16 protein-coding genes are annotated in these 18,365 nt (G+C 74.2%); all 16 read left to right on the forward strand.

Translation table 11 applies throughout. From position 1 onward, the window contains the following. The first annotated feature begins 4 nt into the window (after window positions 1–4). Complete coding sequence (locus AC5L3Z_RS08360; RefSeq protein ID WP_494840831.1) at window positions 5–2,197, forward strand: peptidoglycan D,D-transpeptidase FtsI family protein; 2,193 nt, start codon at window positions 5–7, stop codon at window positions 2,195–2,197. 52 nt (window positions 2,198–2,249) lie between these two features. Continuing rightward, on the forward strand, window positions 2,250–3,812 hold the full coding sequence (locus AC5L3Z_RS08365) for a UDP-N-acetylmuramoyl-L-alanyl-D-glutamate--2,6-diaminopimelate ligase (RefSeq protein WP_494840833.1): 1,563 nt from the start codon (window positions 2,250–2,252) through the stop codon (window positions 3,810–3,812). Further along, entirely contained in the window at window positions 3,809–5,239 is a 1,431-nt protein-coding gene (locus AC5L3Z_RS08370) for a UDP-N-acetylmuramoyl-tripeptide--D-alanyl-D-alanine ligase (RefSeq protein WP_494840835.1), read from the forward strand. Before AC5L3Z_RS08365 ends, AC5L3Z_RS08370 begins: the two co-directional genes overlap by 4 nt. Continuing rightward, entirely contained in the window at window positions 5,236–6,369 is a 1,134-nt protein-coding gene (mraY, locus tag AC5L3Z_RS08375) for a phospho-N-acetylmuramoyl-pentapeptide-transferase (RefSeq protein ID WP_494840836.1), read from the forward strand. The genes AC5L3Z_RS08370 and mraY overlap by 4 nt, the downstream gene beginning before the upstream one ends. A gap of 242 nt (window positions 6,370–6,611) precedes the next feature. Continuing rightward, complete coding sequence (locus AC5L3Z_RS08380; RefSeq protein WP_494841274.1) at window positions 6,612–8,027, forward strand: FtsW/RodA/SpoVE family cell cycle protein; 1,416 nt, start codon at window positions 6,612–6,614, stop codon at window positions 8,025–8,027. Continuing rightward, window positions 8,027–9,133, forward strand: coding sequence for an undecaprenyldiphospho-muramoylpentapeptide beta-N-acetylglucosaminyltransferase (gene murG / locus AC5L3Z_RS08385; protein WP_494840838.1), 1,107 nt, complete (start codon window positions 8,027–8,029; stop codon window positions 9,131–9,133). Before AC5L3Z_RS08380 ends, murG begins: the two co-directional genes overlap by 1 nt. A gap of 85 nt (window positions 9,134–9,218) precedes the next feature. Then, window positions 9,219–10,703, forward strand: coding sequence for a UDP-N-acetylmuramate--L-alanine ligase (gene murC, locus AC5L3Z_RS08390; RefSeq protein ID WP_494840839.1), 1,485 nt, complete (start codon window positions 9,219–9,221; stop codon window positions 10,701–10,703). Continuing rightward, entirely contained in the window at window positions 10,700–11,518 is an 819-nt protein-coding gene (locus AC5L3Z_RS08395) for a cell division protein FtsQ/DivIB (RefSeq protein ID WP_494840840.1), read from the forward strand. The genes murC and AC5L3Z_RS08395 overlap by 4 nt, the downstream gene beginning before the upstream one ends. A 238-nt stretch (window positions 11,519–11,756) precedes the next feature. Continuing rightward, entirely contained in the window at window positions 11,757–12,872 is a 1,116-nt protein-coding gene (gene ftsZ / locus AC5L3Z_RS08400) for a cell division protein FtsZ (protein ID WP_494840841.1), read from the forward strand. A gap of 9 nt (window positions 12,873–12,881) precedes the next feature. Further along, a complete protein-coding gene (locus tag AC5L3Z_RS08405; protein ID WP_494840842.1) occupies window positions 12,882–13,628 on the forward strand; it encodes a YggS family pyridoxal phosphate-dependent enzyme in 747 nt (248 codons plus the stop codon). Between the two features lie 195 nt (window positions 13,629–13,823). Continuing rightward, window positions 13,824–14,516, forward strand: coding sequence for a cell division protein SepF (locus AC5L3Z_RS08410; RefSeq protein WP_494840844.1), 693 nt, complete (start codon window positions 13,824–13,826; stop codon window positions 14,514–14,516). Between the two features lie 29 nt (window positions 14,517–14,545). Next, window positions 14,546–14,845 carry a YggT family protein gene (locus AC5L3Z_RS08415; RefSeq protein ID WP_334529914.1) on the forward strand — a complete coding sequence of 100 codons (300 nt, stop codon included), beginning with the start codon at window positions 14,546–14,548 and terminating at the stop codon, window positions 14,843–14,845. Window positions 14,846–14,897: 52 nt separating this feature from the next. Next, window positions 14,898–15,698: a DivIVA domain-containing protein gene (locus tag AC5L3Z_RS08420; protein WP_334529917.1), complete on the forward strand. Its 801-nt coding sequence runs from the start codon at window positions 14,898–14,900 to the stop codon at window positions 15,696–15,698. Window positions 15,699–15,769: 71 nt separating this feature from the next. Further along, on the forward strand, window positions 15,770–16,471 hold the full coding sequence (locus AC5L3Z_RS08425) for a hypothetical protein (RefSeq protein ID WP_494840847.1): 702 nt from the start codon (window positions 15,770–15,772) through the stop codon (window positions 16,469–16,471). Between the two features lie 10 nt (window positions 16,472–16,481). After that, window positions 16,482–16,787, forward strand: a complete 306-nt coding sequence (locus tag AC5L3Z_RS08430) for a DUF167 domain-containing protein (protein ID WP_494841275.1) — start codon at window positions 16,482–16,484, stop codon at window positions 16,785–16,787. A gap of 22 nt (window positions 16,788–16,809) precedes the next feature. After that, entirely contained in the window at window positions 16,810–18,312 is a 1,503-nt protein-coding gene (locus tag AC5L3Z_RS08435; RefSeq protein WP_494840848.1) for a potassium/proton antiporter, read from the forward strand. The last annotated feature ends 53 nt before the right edge of the window (window positions 18,313–18,365 follow it).

Below are 18,365 nucleotides of genomic sequence, written 5' to 3' on the forward strand. Positions count from 1 at the left end.
CACCGTGCCGCCGAGATCGGACGAACCGCGCCGGGACCCCACGGGCTCCCGGCGCGGCCCGTCCCGGGGTGGGCGGGCCACGGATCCACGTACCGGCGAGCCGGGGGGCGGGGGGATCTCCGACGCCCGGGCGTACACCCCCCGGGGCCGGACCATCCGGGAGAGCAGTGACGAACGGGCCGGCCGCGAGGAGCGCGCCGGCCAGCGGCGCAATCCCCGGGCCAACCGCTCCGGCGATCCGTTCCGACCGGCGTTGCAGGTGCTCGACGGCGGCCGGGCCGGCGCCACCCGCACCGGCCGGCGGGAGACCAACCCGGCCGGCCGCGCCGGCGTGGTCCGCACCGTCCAGGCCCGGCCGCCGGTCGACGAGGACGACGAGCTTCCCGCGCCGCGCCGCCGCTCCGGCGGACGGGTGCCGCGCCCGCCGGCCCGCCCGGCGGCCCGCCGCCCGTCGCGCAAGCCGAAGCGGCCGCCGAAGCTGGCCGAGCCGCGCCGGCGGCTGCGGCTGGGCACCGTCCTGGCCCTGGCGCTCTTCGTCGCCATCGGCATCCGGCTGGTCTTCCTCCAGGCCGCCGACACCTCGGCGTACGCGGGCGCGGGCGTCTCCGACCGGCTCACCCGGGTCGACCTGCCCGCGCCGCGCGGCGCGATCGTCGACCGCGCCGGTGAACCGCTGGCGCACAGCGTCGAGGCGCGCTACGTGTACGCCGACCCGACCCAGGTCTCCGACCGCGAGGCGACGGCGCGGCTGCTCTCCCCGCTGCTCGGCGTGCCCGTCTCCGAGCTGGCCGACAAGATGAAGCGGCGCGGCAATTCGCAGTTCCAGTACCTGGCCCGGGGCGTGGACATCGCCAGGGCCAAGCAGGTCGAGGCCCTGGACCTGGCCGGCGTCGGGGTGCACCGTGACGAGCGGCGCGAGGTGCCCGGGGGTGACCTCGCCGCCAACCTGGTCGGTTTCGTCAGCCAGGACATGGACGGCCTGGAGGGGCTGGAGGCGCGCTACGACGACCTGCTCCAGGGGCAGGACGGCCGACGGGTCTACGAGGCCGGGCTGGGCGACCTGGACGCCCCGATCCCCGGTGGCTACAGCGAGACCCAGCCGGCCAAGCCGGGCAGCTCGCTGGTGCTGACCATCGACCGCGACCTCCAGTTCCAGGTGCAGCAGGTGCTCGGCCGGCAGATGGCGCAGACCCGGGGCAGCGTCGGCGCGGCGGTGGTGCTGGACGTGAAGACCGGCGACGTGCTGGCCCAGGCGAGCTACCCCACCTACAACGCGGCCTCGCCGGGGCCGAGCAAGCCGACCGAGCGGGAGGACGCGGCGACCAGCTTCGTGGTCGACCCCGGCTCCGTGCACAAGGCGATCACCTTCGGCGCGGCGCTCCAGGAGGGGGTGATCACCCCCGACACCACGATGCCGGTCGCCAACACGATCACCAAGGGCGACGTGACCTTCACCGACACCCACCCCGCCGACGGGCGGCGGATGAGCCTGCCCGGCATGCTGGCGTACTCGTCGAACGTCGGCACGATCCAGATCGCCGACCTGCTGGGCCGGGACCGGCTGATCGACTACCAGAAGCGGTTCGGGCTGGGCCAGCCCACCAGGGAGGGCATGCCGGGGGAGGCGTCGGGCCGGCTGCTGCCGGCCGACCAGTGGAGCGGGTCGTCGGAGGGGTCGGTGCCGATCGGGCACAGCGTCGACGCCACGCCGTTGCAGATGGCCGCCGCGTACGCCGCCATCGCCAACGACGGCACCTACGTCCAGCCGCACCTGATCAAGGAAGTGGTCAGCGGGGAGAACGGCCGGCGCACCCCCGCGCCGGCGCCGGCCACCCGGTCGGTGCTCAGCCCGCAGAACGCGGCCGCCCTGCGCACCATGCTGGAGGCGGTCACCACCGTCCCCGACGCGACCGGCGTGGCGGCGGCGGTGCCCGGCTACCGGGTCGCCGGCAAGACCGGCACCGGGCTGCGGTACGTCGACGGTCGGCAGCAACCCGGCGAGGTGGGCTCGTTCATCGGGATGGCCCCGGCGGAGAAGCCGCGCTACGTGGTGGCGGTCTTCGTGTGGAGTCCCGGCGGTGGGGGCGGCGAGGTCGCCGCGCCCGCGTTCCGCGAGATGATGGGCTTCACGCTGCGGCACTACCGGGTTCCGCCGTCCGGCGGCAAGGCTCCCAAGTTCGAGGTCTTTCCGCGCTGAGCGGGGACGGCGGGACATCATCGGTGAGTGCGGACGAACCACCGGGGCGGCTGTGCGGCCGGAACCGGGCGACCGGGTAGGGTCTGACGCCGTGCCCGGCAATCCACGTCCCCGTACCGTGCCCGCAGTCCGGCTCGGCGACCTCGCCACCCGGCTCGGCGTCATCGCGCCGGAGGGCGCCGCCGACCCGACCGTGACCGGGGTGACCCACGCCAGCCAGGAGGTCCGCCCCGGCGACCTGTACGCCGCGCTGCCCGGCGCCCGCCGGCACGGCGCGGAGTTCGCCGCCGCCGCGGCCGCCGCCGGCGCGGTGGCCGTGCTGACCGACGTGGCCGGCGCCGCCGCGGTGGCCGAGGCCGGGCTCCCCGCCCTGGTGGTGCACGACCCCCGCGCGGTGCTCGGCGACGTCGCCTCGGCCGTCTACGGCGACCCCACCGCGGGGCTGGCCGTGATCGGGGTGACCGGCACCGCCGGCAAGACCTCCACCGCCTACCTGGTCGAGTCCGGCCTGCGCGCGGCCGGCCACGTCACCGGCCTGATCGGCACGGTGGAGACCCGGCTGGGCGACCTGGTCATCGACAGCGTGCGGACCACCCCGGAGGCCACCGACCTGCACGCCATGCTCGCCGCCGCGCGGGAGCGCGGGGTGACCGCGGTGGTGATGGAGGTCTCCAGCCACGCCCTGGCGATGGGGCGGGTCGGCGGGGTCCGCTTCGCCGTCGGCGGCTACACCAACTTCGGCTCCGACCACCTGGACTTCCACGCCGACTCGGCCGACTACTTCGCGGCCAAGGCGAAGCTCTTCGACGGCCGCTGCGGGGCCGAGGTGCTCAACCACGACGACCCGGCGCTGCGGCCGCTGTTCAAGCCCGGCACGGTCAGCTACTCGGCCGCCGGCGACCCCACGGCCACCTGGTGGGCCGACGGGATCGACGGCGAGGGGTACGCCCAGCGCTTCACCGCGCACGGCCCGGACGGGGTGGCCGTGCCCGCCGGGGTGGCGCTGCCCGGCCGGCACAACGTGGCCAACGCGCTGCTGGCCATCGCCGTCCTGGTGGCCGCCGGGGTGGACCCGGCGACCGCCGCCGATGGAGTGGCCGCCTGCGGCGGCGTTCCCGGGCGGCTGGAGCTGGTCAGCGCGGGCGGCCCGGTGCGCGGGGTGGTCGACTACGCGCACAAGTCCGACGCCATCGTGGCCGCCCTGGCCGCGCTGCGCGAGCTGAGCACCGGCCGGCTGATCTGCGTCATCGGCGCCGGCGGCGACCGGGACCGGGGCAAGCGGCCGGTGATGGGCGCCGCCGCCGCGGAGGGGGCCGACGTGGTGCTGGTGACCGACGACAACCCGCGCACCGAGGACCCGGCCGCGATCCGGGCCGAGGTGCTCACCGGGGCGTACGCGGCGGGCGCCGCCGCCCGGATCATCGAGGTGCCCGGCCGCCGCGCCGCCATCGCCGAGGCGGTCCGCCTCGCCGAGCCGGGCGACGTGGTGGCGCTGCTCGGCAAGGGGCACGAGCGGGGCCAGGAGATCGACGGCGAGGTGCTCCCGTTCGACGACCGCGTCGAGCTGGCCGAGGCGCTGCACGCCCGCTTCGGGGACCGGGCGGGTCACCGGTGATCCCGCTGAGCCTGGCCGAGGTCGCCTCGGCCGTCGGCGGCCGGCTGGCCGGCGCCGACCCGGACGCCCGGATCACCGGTCCGGTCGAGTTCGACTCCCGCAAGGTCACCGCCGGGGCGCTCTTCGTCGCGTTCCCCGGTGAGAAGGTCGACGGCCACGACTACGCCGCCGGCGCGGTGGCCGCCGGCGCGGTGGCGGTGCTCGGCACCCGCGAGGTGCCCGGGGTGCCGATGGTGCTGGTGGACGACGCGCTCGCGGCGATGGGCCGGCTGGCCCGCGCGGTGGTGGACCGGCTGCCCGGGCTGACCGTGGTCGGCCTGACCGGCTCGTCCGGCAAGACCACCACCAAGGACCTGATCGCGCAGCTGACCGCCCGCCTCGGCCCGACGGTGGCGCCGCCCGGGTCGTTCAACAACGAGCTGGGGCACCCGTACACGGCCCTGCAGGCCGGCCCGGAGACCCGCTTCCTGGTGATGGAGAAGGGCGCCCGCGGGGTGGGGCACGTGCGCTACCTCTGCGAGGTGGTGCCGCCGCGGATCTCGGTGGTGCTCAACGTCGGGGTGGCCCACCTCGGCGAGTTCGGCTCGGTGGAGAACATCGCCCTGGCCAAGGGCGAGCTGGTCGAGGCGCTGCCCGCCGACGGGCTGGCCGTGCTCAACGCCGACGACTCCCGGGTCGACGCGATGGCGGCGCGTACCGGCGCCCGGGTGGTCCGGTACGGCGAGGCCGCGCACGCCGACGTCCGGGCGGTCGACGTGTCGCTGGACGAGCGGGGCCGGCCGTCGTACACCCTGGTCACCCCGGAGGGGAGCGTCCCGGTGCGGCTCGGCCTGTCCGGCCGGCACCAGGTCTCCAACTCGCTCGCCGCGGCGGCGGTGGCCCGCGAGCTCGGCATGCCGCTGGCCGACCTGGCCGCGGCCCTGGGCGAGCTGGGGCTGGTCTCCACCCGTCGGATGGACGTCTTCGAACGGCCCGACGGGGTGACGGTGATCGACGACTCGTACAACGCCAATCCGGCGTCGATGGCGGTGGCGCTGCGCGCGCTGGCCGGCATGGGCCGGCGGGGGCGTACCTTCGCCGCGCTGGGCTACATGGCCGAGCTGGGCGAGTTCGAACGCGAGGGGCACCGCGAGGTGGGCCGGCTCGCGGCCGAGCTGGGGGTGGACCGGCTGCTCGTGGTGGGCGAGTCGGCGGCGCCGATCCATGAGGGCGCGACAGCGGTAAGTGACTGGGGAGGAGAGTCGGTGCTGCTCACCGATCAGGCGGCGGCCGTCGAGGTGCTGCGGAGCGAACTGCGTCCGGGTGACGTGGTCCTGGTGAAGGGCTCCCGGTACCGCACCTGGGAGGTGGCCGACGCGCTGCGCGCCGACGCCACCGGCAACGGGGCCGGCGGGAACAGCGCGGCGGGGAACGGGGTCGCCGGATGAGGGCGGTCATCGTCGCCGTCGGTGTGGCGTTCCTGATCTCGCTGCTCTGCACCCCGATCGCGATCAGGGTGTTCACCCGGCTGAAGGCGGGTCAGCCGATCCGGGCCGAGGGCCCGGCGATGCACCAGGGCAAGAAGGGCACGCCGACGATGGGCGGCGTGGTCTTCATCCTGGCCACGGTGATCGCCTACGTGGCCGGCCACCTCGCCCTCACCACCCTGCCGGACGCGCAGATCGCCCAGGTCGAGCCGACCATCACGGCGCTGGTGCTGCTGGGGCTGATGGTCTTCTCCGGCGCGGTCGGCTTCATCGACGACTTCCTGAAGGTCCGCAAGCGGCACAGCGGCGGCCTGAACAAGCGGGGCAAGCTCTTCGGCCAGATCCTGGTCGGCGCGATCTTCGGGGTGGTCGCCCTCTGGTTCCCCAGCACCATGACCGACGCCAGCGGCGCGGCGACCAACACCGAGACGGTGGGCAGCACCACGCTGAGTTTCATCCGGGACATCCCGGCCCTGGAGATCGGCAAGATCGCCTCGGTGATCGTGATCATCATGGTGGTGATGGCCGCGACCAACGGCGTGAACCTCACCGACGGCCTGGACGGCCTCGCCACCGGCGCCTCGGTGATGGTCCTCGGCGCGTACGCCCTGATCGCGTTCTGGCAGTACCGGCACTGGTGCGCCGACCCGACCTACACCGCCAACCCGGACAACTACTGCTACGCGGTGCGCGATCCGCTGGAGATCGCGCTGATCGCCGGTGCGGCGGCCGGTGCCTGCGTGGGCTTCCTCTGGTGGAACACCTCCCCGGCGCGGATCTTCATGGGCGACACCGGGGCGCTCGGCCTGGGCGGCCTGATCGCCGGCATGGCGATGTCCACCCGGACCATCCTGCTGCTGCCCATCCTCGGTGGCCTCTTCGTGATCGTCACGATGTCCGTGGTGATCCAGATCATCTCGTTCCGGACCACCGGCAAGCGGGTGTTCCGGATGTCGCCGCTGCAGCACCACTTCGAGCTCGCCGGCTGGAGCGAGGTCAACATCGTGGTCCGCTTCTGGATCATCGCCGGGATCGGTGTCGCCATCGCCCTCGGCCTGTTCTACAGCGACTTCCTGGCCAGCATGGGCTGACCCGGACCGACCCCGGAACGGGGGCTCCTCCGTCAGGAGGGGCCCCCGTTCCGCGTCGGCGACACGCCGACCGCGTGGAACGGCCGGAACGGGCCCGCCGCAGCGGCGATGATGGGCGGGTGGGGGAGGACCGAGGCACGACCGGCACGACGACGACGGAGACCGAGGCGCGACGGGTCGCGGGAACGGGGCGTACCGCCGACCCGCCGGCGGGGTTCGGCGGCCTGGGCGCGGCCGGCGGCCTGGCGGCGCTGCGCGGCCTGCTGGACCGCCCGCTGGCCTCCTACTACCTGCTGCTCTCCAGCGCCGGCCTGCTGCTGATGATCGGCCTCACCATGGTCTTCTCGGCGACCAGCGTGAAGGACTACGCCGAGGCCGGGGACGCCTCCGCGTCGGTGACCAAGCAGGCGGTCTTCGCGGTGATCGGCATCGTGGCCTTCTGGGCCTGCCAGCGACTGCCGGCCACCACCTTCCGTTCCCTGGGTCGGCCGGTGCTGGGCACGGCCGTGGCGCTGCTGCTCGTGCTCAACGTGCTGCTGGCGTTGAACTCGCTGGTCGGGATCACCTCGCTCGGGCCGCTGCGGGCCCAGCTGCTCTGGCTCTATCTCGGCCCGATCCAGGTCCAGCCCTCCGAGCTGGCGAAGCTCGCCCTCGTGCTGTGGGGGGCGCACGTGATCGCCCGCAAGGGCGTCGCGCTGGGCTGGTGGAAGGAGCTGGCCACCCCGCTCTTCCCGGTGGTGGGCCTGCTCTTCGTGCTGGTCGGCTACAACGACCTGGGCACCATGCTCTGCTTGCTCGCCATCGTGGTCGGGCTGCTCTGGGCGGCCGGCGTGCGGATGCGCGTCTTCGCCGCCCTCTCCGCGGTGGGCCTGGTCGGCATCGGCCTGCTGGTCGCCGTGGCGTCGCTCGGCGCCGGCTCCGGGGCCCGGGGCGCCGACAACTACCGGCTGATGCGGCTCACCGCCTTCCTCGACCCGCCCGACCCGAGGGTCTGCATCGAGCAGCAGCTGGATGGCTGCTGGCAGTTCGTCCAGGCCCGCTACGCGATCGAGAACGGTGGCTGGTTCGGCGTCGGGCTGGGCCAGAGCAAGCTCAAGTGGGCCTGGCTGCCGGCGGCGGAGAACGACTTCATCTTCGCCGTCGTCGCCGAGGAACTGGGTGTGGTGGGCTGTGTCGTGCTGCTCGCGCTCTTCGGGGTGCTCGCCTACACGGGGCTGCGGATCGCCCGCCGGGTCACCGACCCGTTCCGCCGGCTCGCCGCAGCCGCCGTCACCGCCTGGCTCATCGGTCAGGCCGTGATCAACATGGGCGGGGTGATCGGGCTGCTGCCGATGACCGGGGTGCCGCTGCCGTTCATCTCCGACGGCGGAAGCGCCCTGGTCGTGACGCTGGCGGCGGTCGGCATGCTCGCCTCGTTCGCCCGCGCCGAACCCGATGCGGCCCGGGCCCTGCATGCCCGTCCGCCCGCCCGATGGGTCCGACTACTCTGGGCCCCGTTGCCGCCGCTTCCGGGGCGGCGTCGCCGGCCGGCGACGCCACCGGCAGCCCGAGGGTCCGTACCCCGGGCGCGAGCGCGGCGGGAGGACGACCAGGCCGTACCGCGCGGCGTCCGGCAGGCCCGGAACCGCGGCGGCACGGCGAACGAGAGGAGACGCTGATGGGTCCGCTGCGTTCGGTGGTGCTCTGTGGAGGGGGCACGGGTGGCCACATCTACCCGCTGCTCGCCTTCGCCGACTGCCTGCGCCGACACGACCCGGGCGTCCGGATCACCTGCCTGGGCACCCCGAAGGGGCTGGAGAACGAGCTGATCCCGCCGGCCGGCTACGACCTGCGGCAGATCCCCGCCTACCAGCTGCCGCGCTCGGTCAACATGAGCCTGATGCGTACCCCCGACCGGATGTGGAAGGCGGCCCGCGCGGCGGGCAAGGTGATCGACGAGGTCGCCGCCGACGCGGTGGTCGGGTTCGGCGGGTACGTCTCGGTCCCCGGCTACCTCGCCGCCTGGCGTCGTGAGCTGCCGATCGTCATCCACGAGGTGAACGTGCCGCCGGGCGTGGCCAACCGGCTCGGGATGAAGTTCACCCGCAACGTCGCGGCGGGCTTCCCGCACCAGCCGGTGCAGTCCGAGGCGCTGCGCGACGCCCGGGTGGTCGGCGTGCCGCTGCGCCGGGGCATCGCCGGGCTGGACCGGGCCGCCATGCGCAACGCCGCCCGGGCCCACTTCGGACTCCGCCCCGACCTGCCGGTGCTCTTCGTCGCCGGCGGCTCGCAGGGCGCCCGCTCGATCAACCTGGCGGTCACCGGCGCGGCCAAGGAGTTGGCCCGCAACGGCGTGCAGGTGCTGCACGTGATGGGCGCCCGCAACGAGCCGGTGCCGGTCCCCACCGACCTGCCGGTGCCGTACGTGGCGCTGCCCTACCTGTCCGAGATGGAGCTGGGCTACGCCGCCGCCGACCTGATGCTGGGCCGGGGTGGGGCGATGACCTGCGCCGAGGTGGCCGCGATCGGGCTGCCCACCATCTACGTGCCGTACCCGCACAGCAACCAGGAGCAGAAGCGCAACGCGCTGCCCGTGGTGGAGGCCGGCGGTGGGCTGCTGGTCGACGACGCCGAGCTGACCCCGGACTGGCTGGAGCGGACGGTCATCCCGCTGGTCCGGGACCCGCACCGGCTCGCCGCGATGGGCAGCGCCGCGGCCGCGTACGGGCGGCGCGACGGCGACGTCGCCCTGCTGAACTTCGTCTACGAGGCGGTGGCTCGGTGAGCGCGAGGAGTGAGCTCGCGAGCCCCGCAGTCGTGAACGACGGTGGCCCGATGAGGTCGGCCACCGCGACGGGAAGGTACCTGGCATGAACACCGCGCAGTTCACCCCGGCCGGCACGCTCACCGCGGAGGACCTGGGTCGGATCCACCTGATCGGGGTGGGTGGGGTCGGCATGAGCGGCCTGGCCCGGCTCTTCCTCACCCGTGGCCTGCCGGTCTCCGGCAGCGAGCTGCGGGAGTGGCCGTCGCTGGCCGGGCTGCGTGCCCTCGGCGGGACGGTCCACATGAGCCACGAGGCGTCGAACCTCGACGGTGTGGACACCGTCGTCTACTCCTCGGCTATCCCGCAGGACCACCTGGAGATGGTGGAGGGTCGCCGGCGCGGGCTGCGGGTGCTGCACCGCTCCGAGGCCCTGGCGGCGGCGATGACCGGCCGGCGGACGGTGGCGGTCGCCGGTACGCACGGCAAGACCACCACCACCTCGATGGTCACCATGGTGCTCCAGCAGGCGGGGGCGGACCCGTCCTTCGTCATCGGCGGGGAGATCTCCGAGGTCGGTTCCGGGGCGCACCACGGCACCGGCGAGCACTTCGTGGTCGAAGCCGACGAGAGCGACCGCTCGTTCCTGATCTACCGCCCGTACGTCTCGATCATCACCAACATCGAGGCGGACCACCTCAACACCTACGGCGACCTGGCGAACCTGGAGGCGACCTTCGCCGAGTTCGCCCGGCTCACCGACCCGGACGGCTACATCGTCACCTGCGCCGACGACCCGGGCGGTCGGCGGCTGGCCGAGACGCTGCGCGCCGAGGGCCGCCGGGTGCACACCTACGGCGAGTCGGCCGACGCCGACCTGCGGCTGAGCGAGATGACCTCCTCCGCGCGCGGAGTGCGTTACCTGGCCGAGATCGACGGGCGCTCGCTGGGCGAGTTCCGGCTGCCGGTGCCCGGCCGGCACATGGGGCTCAACAGCGCCTCGGCGGTGCTCGCCGCGTACCTGCTGGGGCTGCCGGTGGAGGCGGCGGAGGCGGCGCTGGCCGCGTTCCCCGGCGTCCGCCGCCGCTTCGAGCGCAAGGGCGTCGCCGACGGGGTGCTGGTCTACGACGAGTACGCCTACCACCCGACCTCGATGACGCTGGCGTTGCAGACGCTGCGCGAGGTGGCCGGCGACGGCCGGTTGATCGTGGTCTTCCAGCCCTACCGGCTCTACCGCACCCGGGACCTCCAGGCGGAGATCGCCGCGGCGCTCGGCATCGCCGACGAGCTGGTGCTGCTGGAGGTCTTCGGCCCCGGCGAGCTGCGCCAGCCGGGTGAGGGCTCGGCGGCGTTGCTCGAGGCGGTGCCGCTGGCCGCCGGGCACAAGGTCTTCGTCGACTCCTGGGACGACGCGCCGCTGGAGGTGGCCCGCCGGGCCCGCCCCGGCGACGTGGTGGTGACGATGGGCGCGCCGCCGATCTCGCTGATGGGCGACCAGCTGCTGGACGCCCTGGCGGCCCGCGCGGGTGTCGACGGGGTGGCTCTCGGCGCGGCCGTCGACCCGGACGGCGCGGCCTCCGCCGCCGGATGAGCCCGGGCCCGGCACGGGGCCGTACCGCCGGCACGGACGGTGGCGGCCCCCGGCGTGGTCCGGTCCGGCGCTGGCAGCTCGTCCGGGCCGGCACCGACGCGGTGCCGCCGTCGACCCGGCGGTTCATGGCCCGCGCCCGGCAACGTCGGATGCGCGCGGCGCTGCCCTGGGCGGTGGCCGGCGCGATCCTCGGGCTGGCCGGGCTGGTCGCCTGGGCGGTGCTGGGCAGCGGCCTGTTCGGTCTCCGCGAGGTACGGGTGGTCGGCGCGGACCTGGTCACCCCGGTGGAGGTGCGCGAGGCGGCGGCGGTGCCCGACGGCGTCCCGCTGGCCCGGGTGGACCTGGCCGCGACGGCCCGGCGGATCGGCACCCTGGCCCCGGTGGAACGGGCCACGGTGTCCCGGGACTGGCCGGAGACGCTGGTGGTGACCGTGGTCGAGCGCACCGGCGTGGCCGCGGTGCCGCAGGACGGGCAGTTCGTGGTGCTCGACCGGGCCGGCGTGGTGTTCCGGACGGCGCCGCAGGCCCCGGACGGTCTGCCGGTGGTCCGGCTCGCCGCCCCCGGCCCGGACGACGCGGGCACCCGGGCCGCGCTGGAGGTGCTGGCGGCGCTCACCCCGCAGTTGCGCGCGGAGCTGTCCGAGCTGACCGTGGAGGGGCTGGCCCGGATCAGCCTGACCCTGCGCGGGGAGCGCAGGGTGGTGTGGGGCGACGCCACCCGGGGCCCGGAGAAGGCGCGGGTGGCCACCGCGTTGCTGGACCGCGACGCGGCCACGATCGACGTGAGCGCGCCGGACGTGGTGACCTTCAAGTGATCCGGCGGGACGTGAGCCGTCCCGCCAATGGGGCGACACGCCGGGCAGGTCCTTGGCTCTCGGCGTGGGGGCGCTTACGTTGCCCCGAAGAGGATCAGTGGTTGACATAACCGTAAGCCTCTAGTAGAGGGTGAGGGTTTACCCCCCGCCTCCTACTGGTGACAGCTGTCGTCGACCGCTGGGCTGGCCACGCCGTACCCGGTCGGCCGATGCCAATCTCGAAGGGAAAGGACCGGAGATGACACCTCCGCACAACTACCTGGCGGTCATCAAGGTCGTCGGCATCGGGGGCGGCGGCGTGAACGCCGTCAACCGGATGATCGAGGTTGGGCTCAAGGGCGTCGAGTTCATCGCGATCAACACCGACGCGCAGGCGCTGCTGATGAGTGACGCCGACGTCAAGCTCGACGTCGGCCGGGAGCTGACCCGGGGGCTCGGCGCGGGCGCCAACCCGGACGTCGGCAAGAACGCCGCCGAGGACCACCGCGACGAGATCGAGGAGGTGCTCAAGGGCGCCGACATGGTCTTCGTGACCTGCGGCGAGGGGGGCGGCACCGGCACCGGCGGCGCGCCCGTGGTGGCCAACATCGCCCGCAAGCTGGGCGCGCTGACCATCGGTGTGGTGACCCGGCCGTTCTCCTTCGAGGGCAAGCGCCGCCAGGTGCAGGCCGAGTCCGGCATAGACGAGCTGCGCAACCAGTGCGACACGCTGATCGTCATCCCGAACGACCGGCTGCTGGCGCTGGGTGACCGCAACATCAGCATGATGGACGCGTTCCGCACCGCCGACCAGGTGCTCCTCTCCGGTGTCCAGGGCATCACCGACCTGATCACCACCCCCGGTCTGATCAACCTGGACTTCGCCGACGTCAAGAGCGTGATGAGCGGCGCCGGCAGCGCCCTGATGGGCATCGGCAGCGCCCGCGGCGAGAACCGCGCGGTGGAGGCGGCCGAGGCGGCCATCTCCAGCCCGCTGCTGGAGCAGAGCATGGACGGCGCGCGCGGCGTGCTGCTCTCCATCGCCGGCGGCTCCGACCTGGGCCTGTTCGAGATCAACGACGCGGCGCAGCTGGTCACCGACGCGGCGCACCCGGACGCCAACATCATCTTCGGTGCGGTCATCGACGACGCGCTGGGTGACGAGGTCCGGGTGACCGTCATCGCGGCCGGCTTCGACGGCGGCGCGCCGGCGTACAAGGCGGCCGAGGCGCCGCGCAAGACCAACCAGAACCAGCCGGCGCCGCAGACCCCGCCGGTGACTCCGCCGACCAGCATGCCGGCGCCGCAGCAGTCGCCGCGCCGGGTGCTCTTCGACGACGTCGACGTGCCCGACTTCCTCAAGAACGGTTCCTGAGCTCCGCCGATGACCGAACAACCAGCCACGGCGCGGCCCGACCGGCGCGCCGAACTCGCGGCCGGGCTGGCCCGGGTCCGGGTCCGCATCGCCGACGCCTGCGCCGCCGCCGGCCGGGACCGCGCCGAGGTGACGATGATCGCGGTGACCAAGACGTACCCGGCCGGCGACGTGGTCGCGCTGGCCGGGCTCGGGGTGGCCGACGTGGGGGAGAACCGCGACCAGGAGGCGGCGCCGAAGGCGGCCGAGGTGGCGGCGGCCGGGGTGCGCCCGCGCTGGCACTTCATCGGGCAGTTGCAGCGCAACAAGGCCCGCTCGGTGGTCCGCTACGCCGACGTCGTGCACTCGGTGGACAGCGTCCGGCTGGCCCGGGCCCTGGACACCGCGGCCGAGGCGGGCCGGGACCGGCCGTTGGACGCCCTGGTGCAGGTGAGCATCGACGGCGACCCGGCGCGCGGGGGCGCGCTGCCGGACTCCGCCGACCCCGACCGCGGCCTCGGCCCGGTGGCCGAGGCGCTGGCCGGGGCGGGCTCGCTGCGGTTGGCCGGGCTGATGGCGGTCGCGCCGCTGGGCTGGGAGCCGGAGCGGGCGTTCGCCCGGCTGGCCGAGGTCGCGGCGGGGTTCCGCCAGACACATCCGGCGGCCACCGCGCTCTCCGCCGGCATGAGTGGGGATCTGGAGGCGGCGATCCGGTACGGCGCGACACATGTCCGCGTCGGCAGCGCGTTGCTCGGAATGCGCCCCACGCTGCGGTAGCCTGACCGCGGAAGAAGCAAATTACATCTGTGTTGTTCAGGAACGGGATCCCTGTGCTCGGGGGGCCAGGGCGGACGGCCGCGAATCGTCCGCCGGGGATTGCCGATCCGATCCGGTGGGCATTGGGTTTCCCATTCGCGATCAAGGCGACACGGCACGGGGGTGCGTGCCGCACGGCGGACGGAAGGGCGCGGGATGGGTGCACTGCGCAAGGCGGGGGTCTGGCTCGGTCTCGTCGAGGAGGACGACGAGCGGGCGTACGACGAGGGTGGCTACGACAAGCCGGGTTACCGGGAGTCGCGCTACCGGTCGAGCCGGTACTCCGAGGAGTTCGCCGACGACGATGACGACGACGCGGATGAGCCGCCGGCGCCGCGGCCCCGGCAGGGGGAGCGGGGTCGGCTGGGCGAGCGGTCCACGAGCCGCGCGGCCGAGGCCGAGCGGGTCGACGACGACCGTCCGGAGCGCGTCGAGCGGTCCAGCGTCCGGTCGATCACGCGGTCCGGGGCGGGGGAGACCTCGGGCGCGCTGACCTACCACACCCGGGACAATCTCGCGCTGGCGCCGCAGGTGCAGACGCGTGAGCGGGCGGTGGTCGAGGAGGAGCAGCGCTACCAGATCACCACGCTGCACCCGACCACCTACCGCGAGGCGCGCACCATCGGCGAGCACTTCCGCGACGGCGTGCCGGTGATCATCAACCTGACCGAGATGGACGAGGCCGACGCGCGACGGTTGGTGGACTTCGCCGCCGGACTGGCGTTCGGCCTGCGCGGTACGATCGAGCGCGTGACCAACCGGGTGTTCCTGCTCTCACCGGCCAACGTCCAGGTCACCGCGGAGGACAAGGCCAAGATCGCTGAGGGCGGCTTTTTCAGCCTGAGCTAAGTCCGCCCGACCGAGGGACGTCGTCTGCCGTGTTGTCGATCGTGCTGCAAGTGCTGTACCTGATCCTGTACCTATTCCTAATTGTGCTGTTGGCCCGATTCGTCCTCAGCGCTGTTCTCCAGTACGGTCGCCGGTGGCAACCGGGGCGCGGAGCGTCGGCGGGACTGGAATCCGTGTGGAGCGTCACTGATCCGCCTCTCAAGGCGTTGAGGCGTGTGATCCCTCCACTGCGAATTGGTACCGTGAGCATCGACCTGGCCTCCCTTGTGCTCCTGGTTATCCTGTTCGTGCTGATGGAGTTCGTGTTGAAGCGGTTGATCATCGGGTGAGGAATCCGATGGCCCTGCCGCTACGCGGCCGCAACTGACCCGAGGAGTTTCGATGCCGCTGACCCCGGCCGACGTCCACAACGTCGCCTTCAAAAAGCCGCCGATCGGCAAGCGGGGGTATGACGAGGAGGAGGTCGACGCCTTCCTGGACGAGGTCGAGCGTGAGCTTGCCCGTCTGATCGAGGAGAACAACGAGCTGCGCGCCCAGGTGGAGCGCGGCGGCCGTGGTGGCGCTCCCGCCGGCCCCGGCGGCGACGCCCGTCTCGCGGCCGAGCTCAACGACGTCAAGGCCCAGCTCGACCGGGTGCAGCGCGACAAGGCCGCGGCCGAGCAGGCCGCCCGCGCGATGCAGGCGGAGCTGGAGCAGGTCCGCTCCACCGGCGGTCCGGCCGGCGGCGGTGACGGCGAGCAGCAGGCCCTGCGCGTCCTGATGATGGCCCAGCGCACCGCCGACGACCACGTCTCCGACGCCCGTCGGGAGGCCGACCAGCTGCTCTCCGAGGCCCGTTCCAAGGCCGAGGAGGTCACCCGCGAGGCGCGCGCCAAGGCCGACGCGCTGGAGCGCGACGCCCGTCAGCGGCACCAGGAGGCCATGGGTGGCCTGGACGCCAAGCGCACGGCCCTCCAGAAGCACATCGAGGAGCTCAAGCAGTTCGAGCGCGAGTACCGCACCCGGCTCAAGGCCTACCTGGAGAGCCAGCTGCGGGACCTCGACGGCCGCGGTCAGGGCCTGGAGGCCGAGATGACCCGGGCCGAGGGCAGCCGGGCCGCCGGCGGCAACGGTCTGGCCGCCGCGGGCCTCGCCGGCTCGTACGGCGGCGGTCGCTCCGGCGCTCTCGAAGCCGGTCGCTGATCAACGGTCGGCGGTCGTCCTCCGACGACCGTCGACCGCCCCACACCGAGCCGACGCGGCGGGGGTGAGCCGTGATAGTCGCAAGTCTGCTGCTCATCCTCGTCGCGGTCGTGCTGCTGGTGCTCGGTCTCGCTGACGGCTCCAGCGCCCTGTTGATCGGTTCCATCGCGGCCAGCCTGTTGGCCGCCGTCGCGTTGGTGGCCGGCGCCCGCCAGGTGGCCGCCGCCAGAGCGACGACGAGCCGGGACCGGCCGCGTGGCCGGGGACGCCTCCGGGTGCCCCGCACGGCCGCTCCGCGCGCCGCCTACAGTCCGGTGGCGACGGAGATCCCCGTTCAACACGTACCTGAGACGAATGGCACCGACGGCGACGGGTGGCGGCAACCGCCCGAGCCGTCGGTGACCGGGGCGGCCCCCCACGCCGCCGGGACGACCGGCCCCTGGGAGCCCCGGCCCGAGGCCCCGTGGGAGCCCGACCCGGCCGGGCCGTGGGAGCCGGGCCCCGCCGATCCGACCCCCACCAACGGCGCCGGCCGGTCCGCCGAACCGGAGGCGCAGCAGGTGTCACCGGCGGACGCCGCCCGGGTCGCCACACTCCACGCCGAGGTCCGGGTGGTCGACGGCCATCCCCGCTACCACCTCGCCTCCTGCGCGTACCTGGTCGGCCGGGACCACGAGCCGCTACCGGTCTCCGAGGCGGTGGCGCTGGGCTTCACCCCGTGCGGACGGTGCGCCCCGGACACCGCCCTGCTCGCCGACGTCTTCCCCGACTGAACCGGTGCCGATGTCCACCGACGAGACGCTCACCGTCGCGGTACGGGTCAAGCCCGGCGCGTCCCGGGCCCGGGTCGGCGGTCGCTTCGACGGCCCGCACGGTCCCGCCCTGGTGATCGCGGTGAACGCGCCGGCCGTCGACGGGCGGGCCACCGAGGCCGCCCGGCGGGCCCTGGCCGGCGCGCTGGGCGTCCGCCCGGCCGCCGTGTCGCTGCGCACCGGCGCGGCCAGTCGGGACAAGCTCTTCCTGGTCGACCACCCCACCTCGGACCTGGCCGACGTGCTCCGCCGGCTGCGCGACGGATCGGCCGGGTGACGGCGCACCGGGTCGGGCGCCCGTGACCCCCGGGCTGGACGTCGCGCTGCTGCTCGGCGCCGCCGTCCTGCTGGTCGCGGTCGGCGCGGTCCGCTTCTCCACCCGGCTCGGCGTGCCGAGCCTCCTGGTCTACCTCGCGCTCGGGGTGGCGATCGGCGAGGCCGGGCTCGGCATCCGCTTCGACGACGCCGAGCTGACCCGGGTGCTGGGCTTCTGCGCGCTGATCGTGATCATCGCCGAGGGCGGGCTGACCGCCCGGTGGAGCACGCTGCGCCCGGTGCTCGGGCTGGCCGCCGCGCTCTCCACGGCCGGCGTGCTGGTCAGCATCCTCGTCGTCGGCCTGGTCGTGCACCTGCTGCTGGGGCTGGACTGGCGGCTGGCCCTGCTCTACGGCGCGGTGCTCTCGTCCACCGACGCCGCCGCGGTCTTCGCCACGCTGCGCCGGCTGCGGCTGCCGCCCCGGCTGGTGGCCACCCTGGAGGCCGAGTCGGGCATGAACGACGCCCCGGTGGTGATCCTGGTGGTGCTGCTCTCCCGCGCCGCCCCGGCCGCCCACCCGTGGTGGTACGAGGCGCTGCTGGTCGGCTACGAGCTGGGGGTCGGGGCGGCGGTGGGGCTGGCGGCCGGGATCACCGGCCGCTTCGCGCTGCGCCGGGCCGCCCTGCCCTCGGCCGGGCTCTACCCGATCGCGGCGGTCGGTTTCACGGTGCTGGCGTACGCCGCCGGGGCGGTGCTGCACGCCTCCGGCTTCCTCGCCGTCTACGTCGCCGGGGTGCTGCTCGGCAACGCCCGGCTGCCGCACCGGCAGGCCATCCTCGGCTTCGCCGACGGGCTGGCCTGGCTGGCCCAGATCGGGCTGTTCGTGCTGCTCGGGCTCCTCGCCACGCCGGGCCGGCTGGGTGCGGCGGTGCTGCCGGCGGTGGTCACCGGGCTGGCCCTGCTGCTGGTCGCCCGACCGCTGTCGGTGGCGCTCTCCGCGCTGCCGTTCCGGGTGTCGCTGCGCGAGCAGGCCTTCCTGTCCTGGGCCGGGCTGCGCGGGGCGGTGCCGATCGTGCTGGCCACCATCCCGCTCTCCGAGCGGGTACCGGGGGCGGACCGGCTCTTCGACGCGGTCTTCGTGCTGGTGGTCATCTTCACCCTGCTCCAGGCCGGCACGCTGGCCCCGGCGGCCCGCCGGCTGGGCGTCACCGCGCCCGCCGAGCTGGCGGAGATCCGGGTGGAGACGGCGCCGCTGGAGCGGATGCGGGCGGACCTGCTCCAGCTGGAGGTGCCGCCGGGTTCCCGGTTGGCCGGTGTGCACGTGGACGAGCTGCGGCTGCCGGTGGGTGCCTCGGTGACCCTGGTGCTGCGCGACGGCGCCGGTTTCGTGCCGGGCCCGGACACCCGACTCAAGGCGGGCGACAGCCTGCTGATCGTGGCGACCGCCGGGGTGCGGGACGAGGCGGAGCGGCGGCTGCGGGCGGTCAGCCGACGGGGTCGACTGGCCAGGTGGTTTGGCGAGTACGGCGAGGATCGGGAGGGGTGATCTGCTAGCGTTCTTTTTGCCCTAATTAGGGCTTACTAGGGGCTGAATAGCGG

The organism is Micromonospora sp. LZ37, from assembly GCF_059359015.1.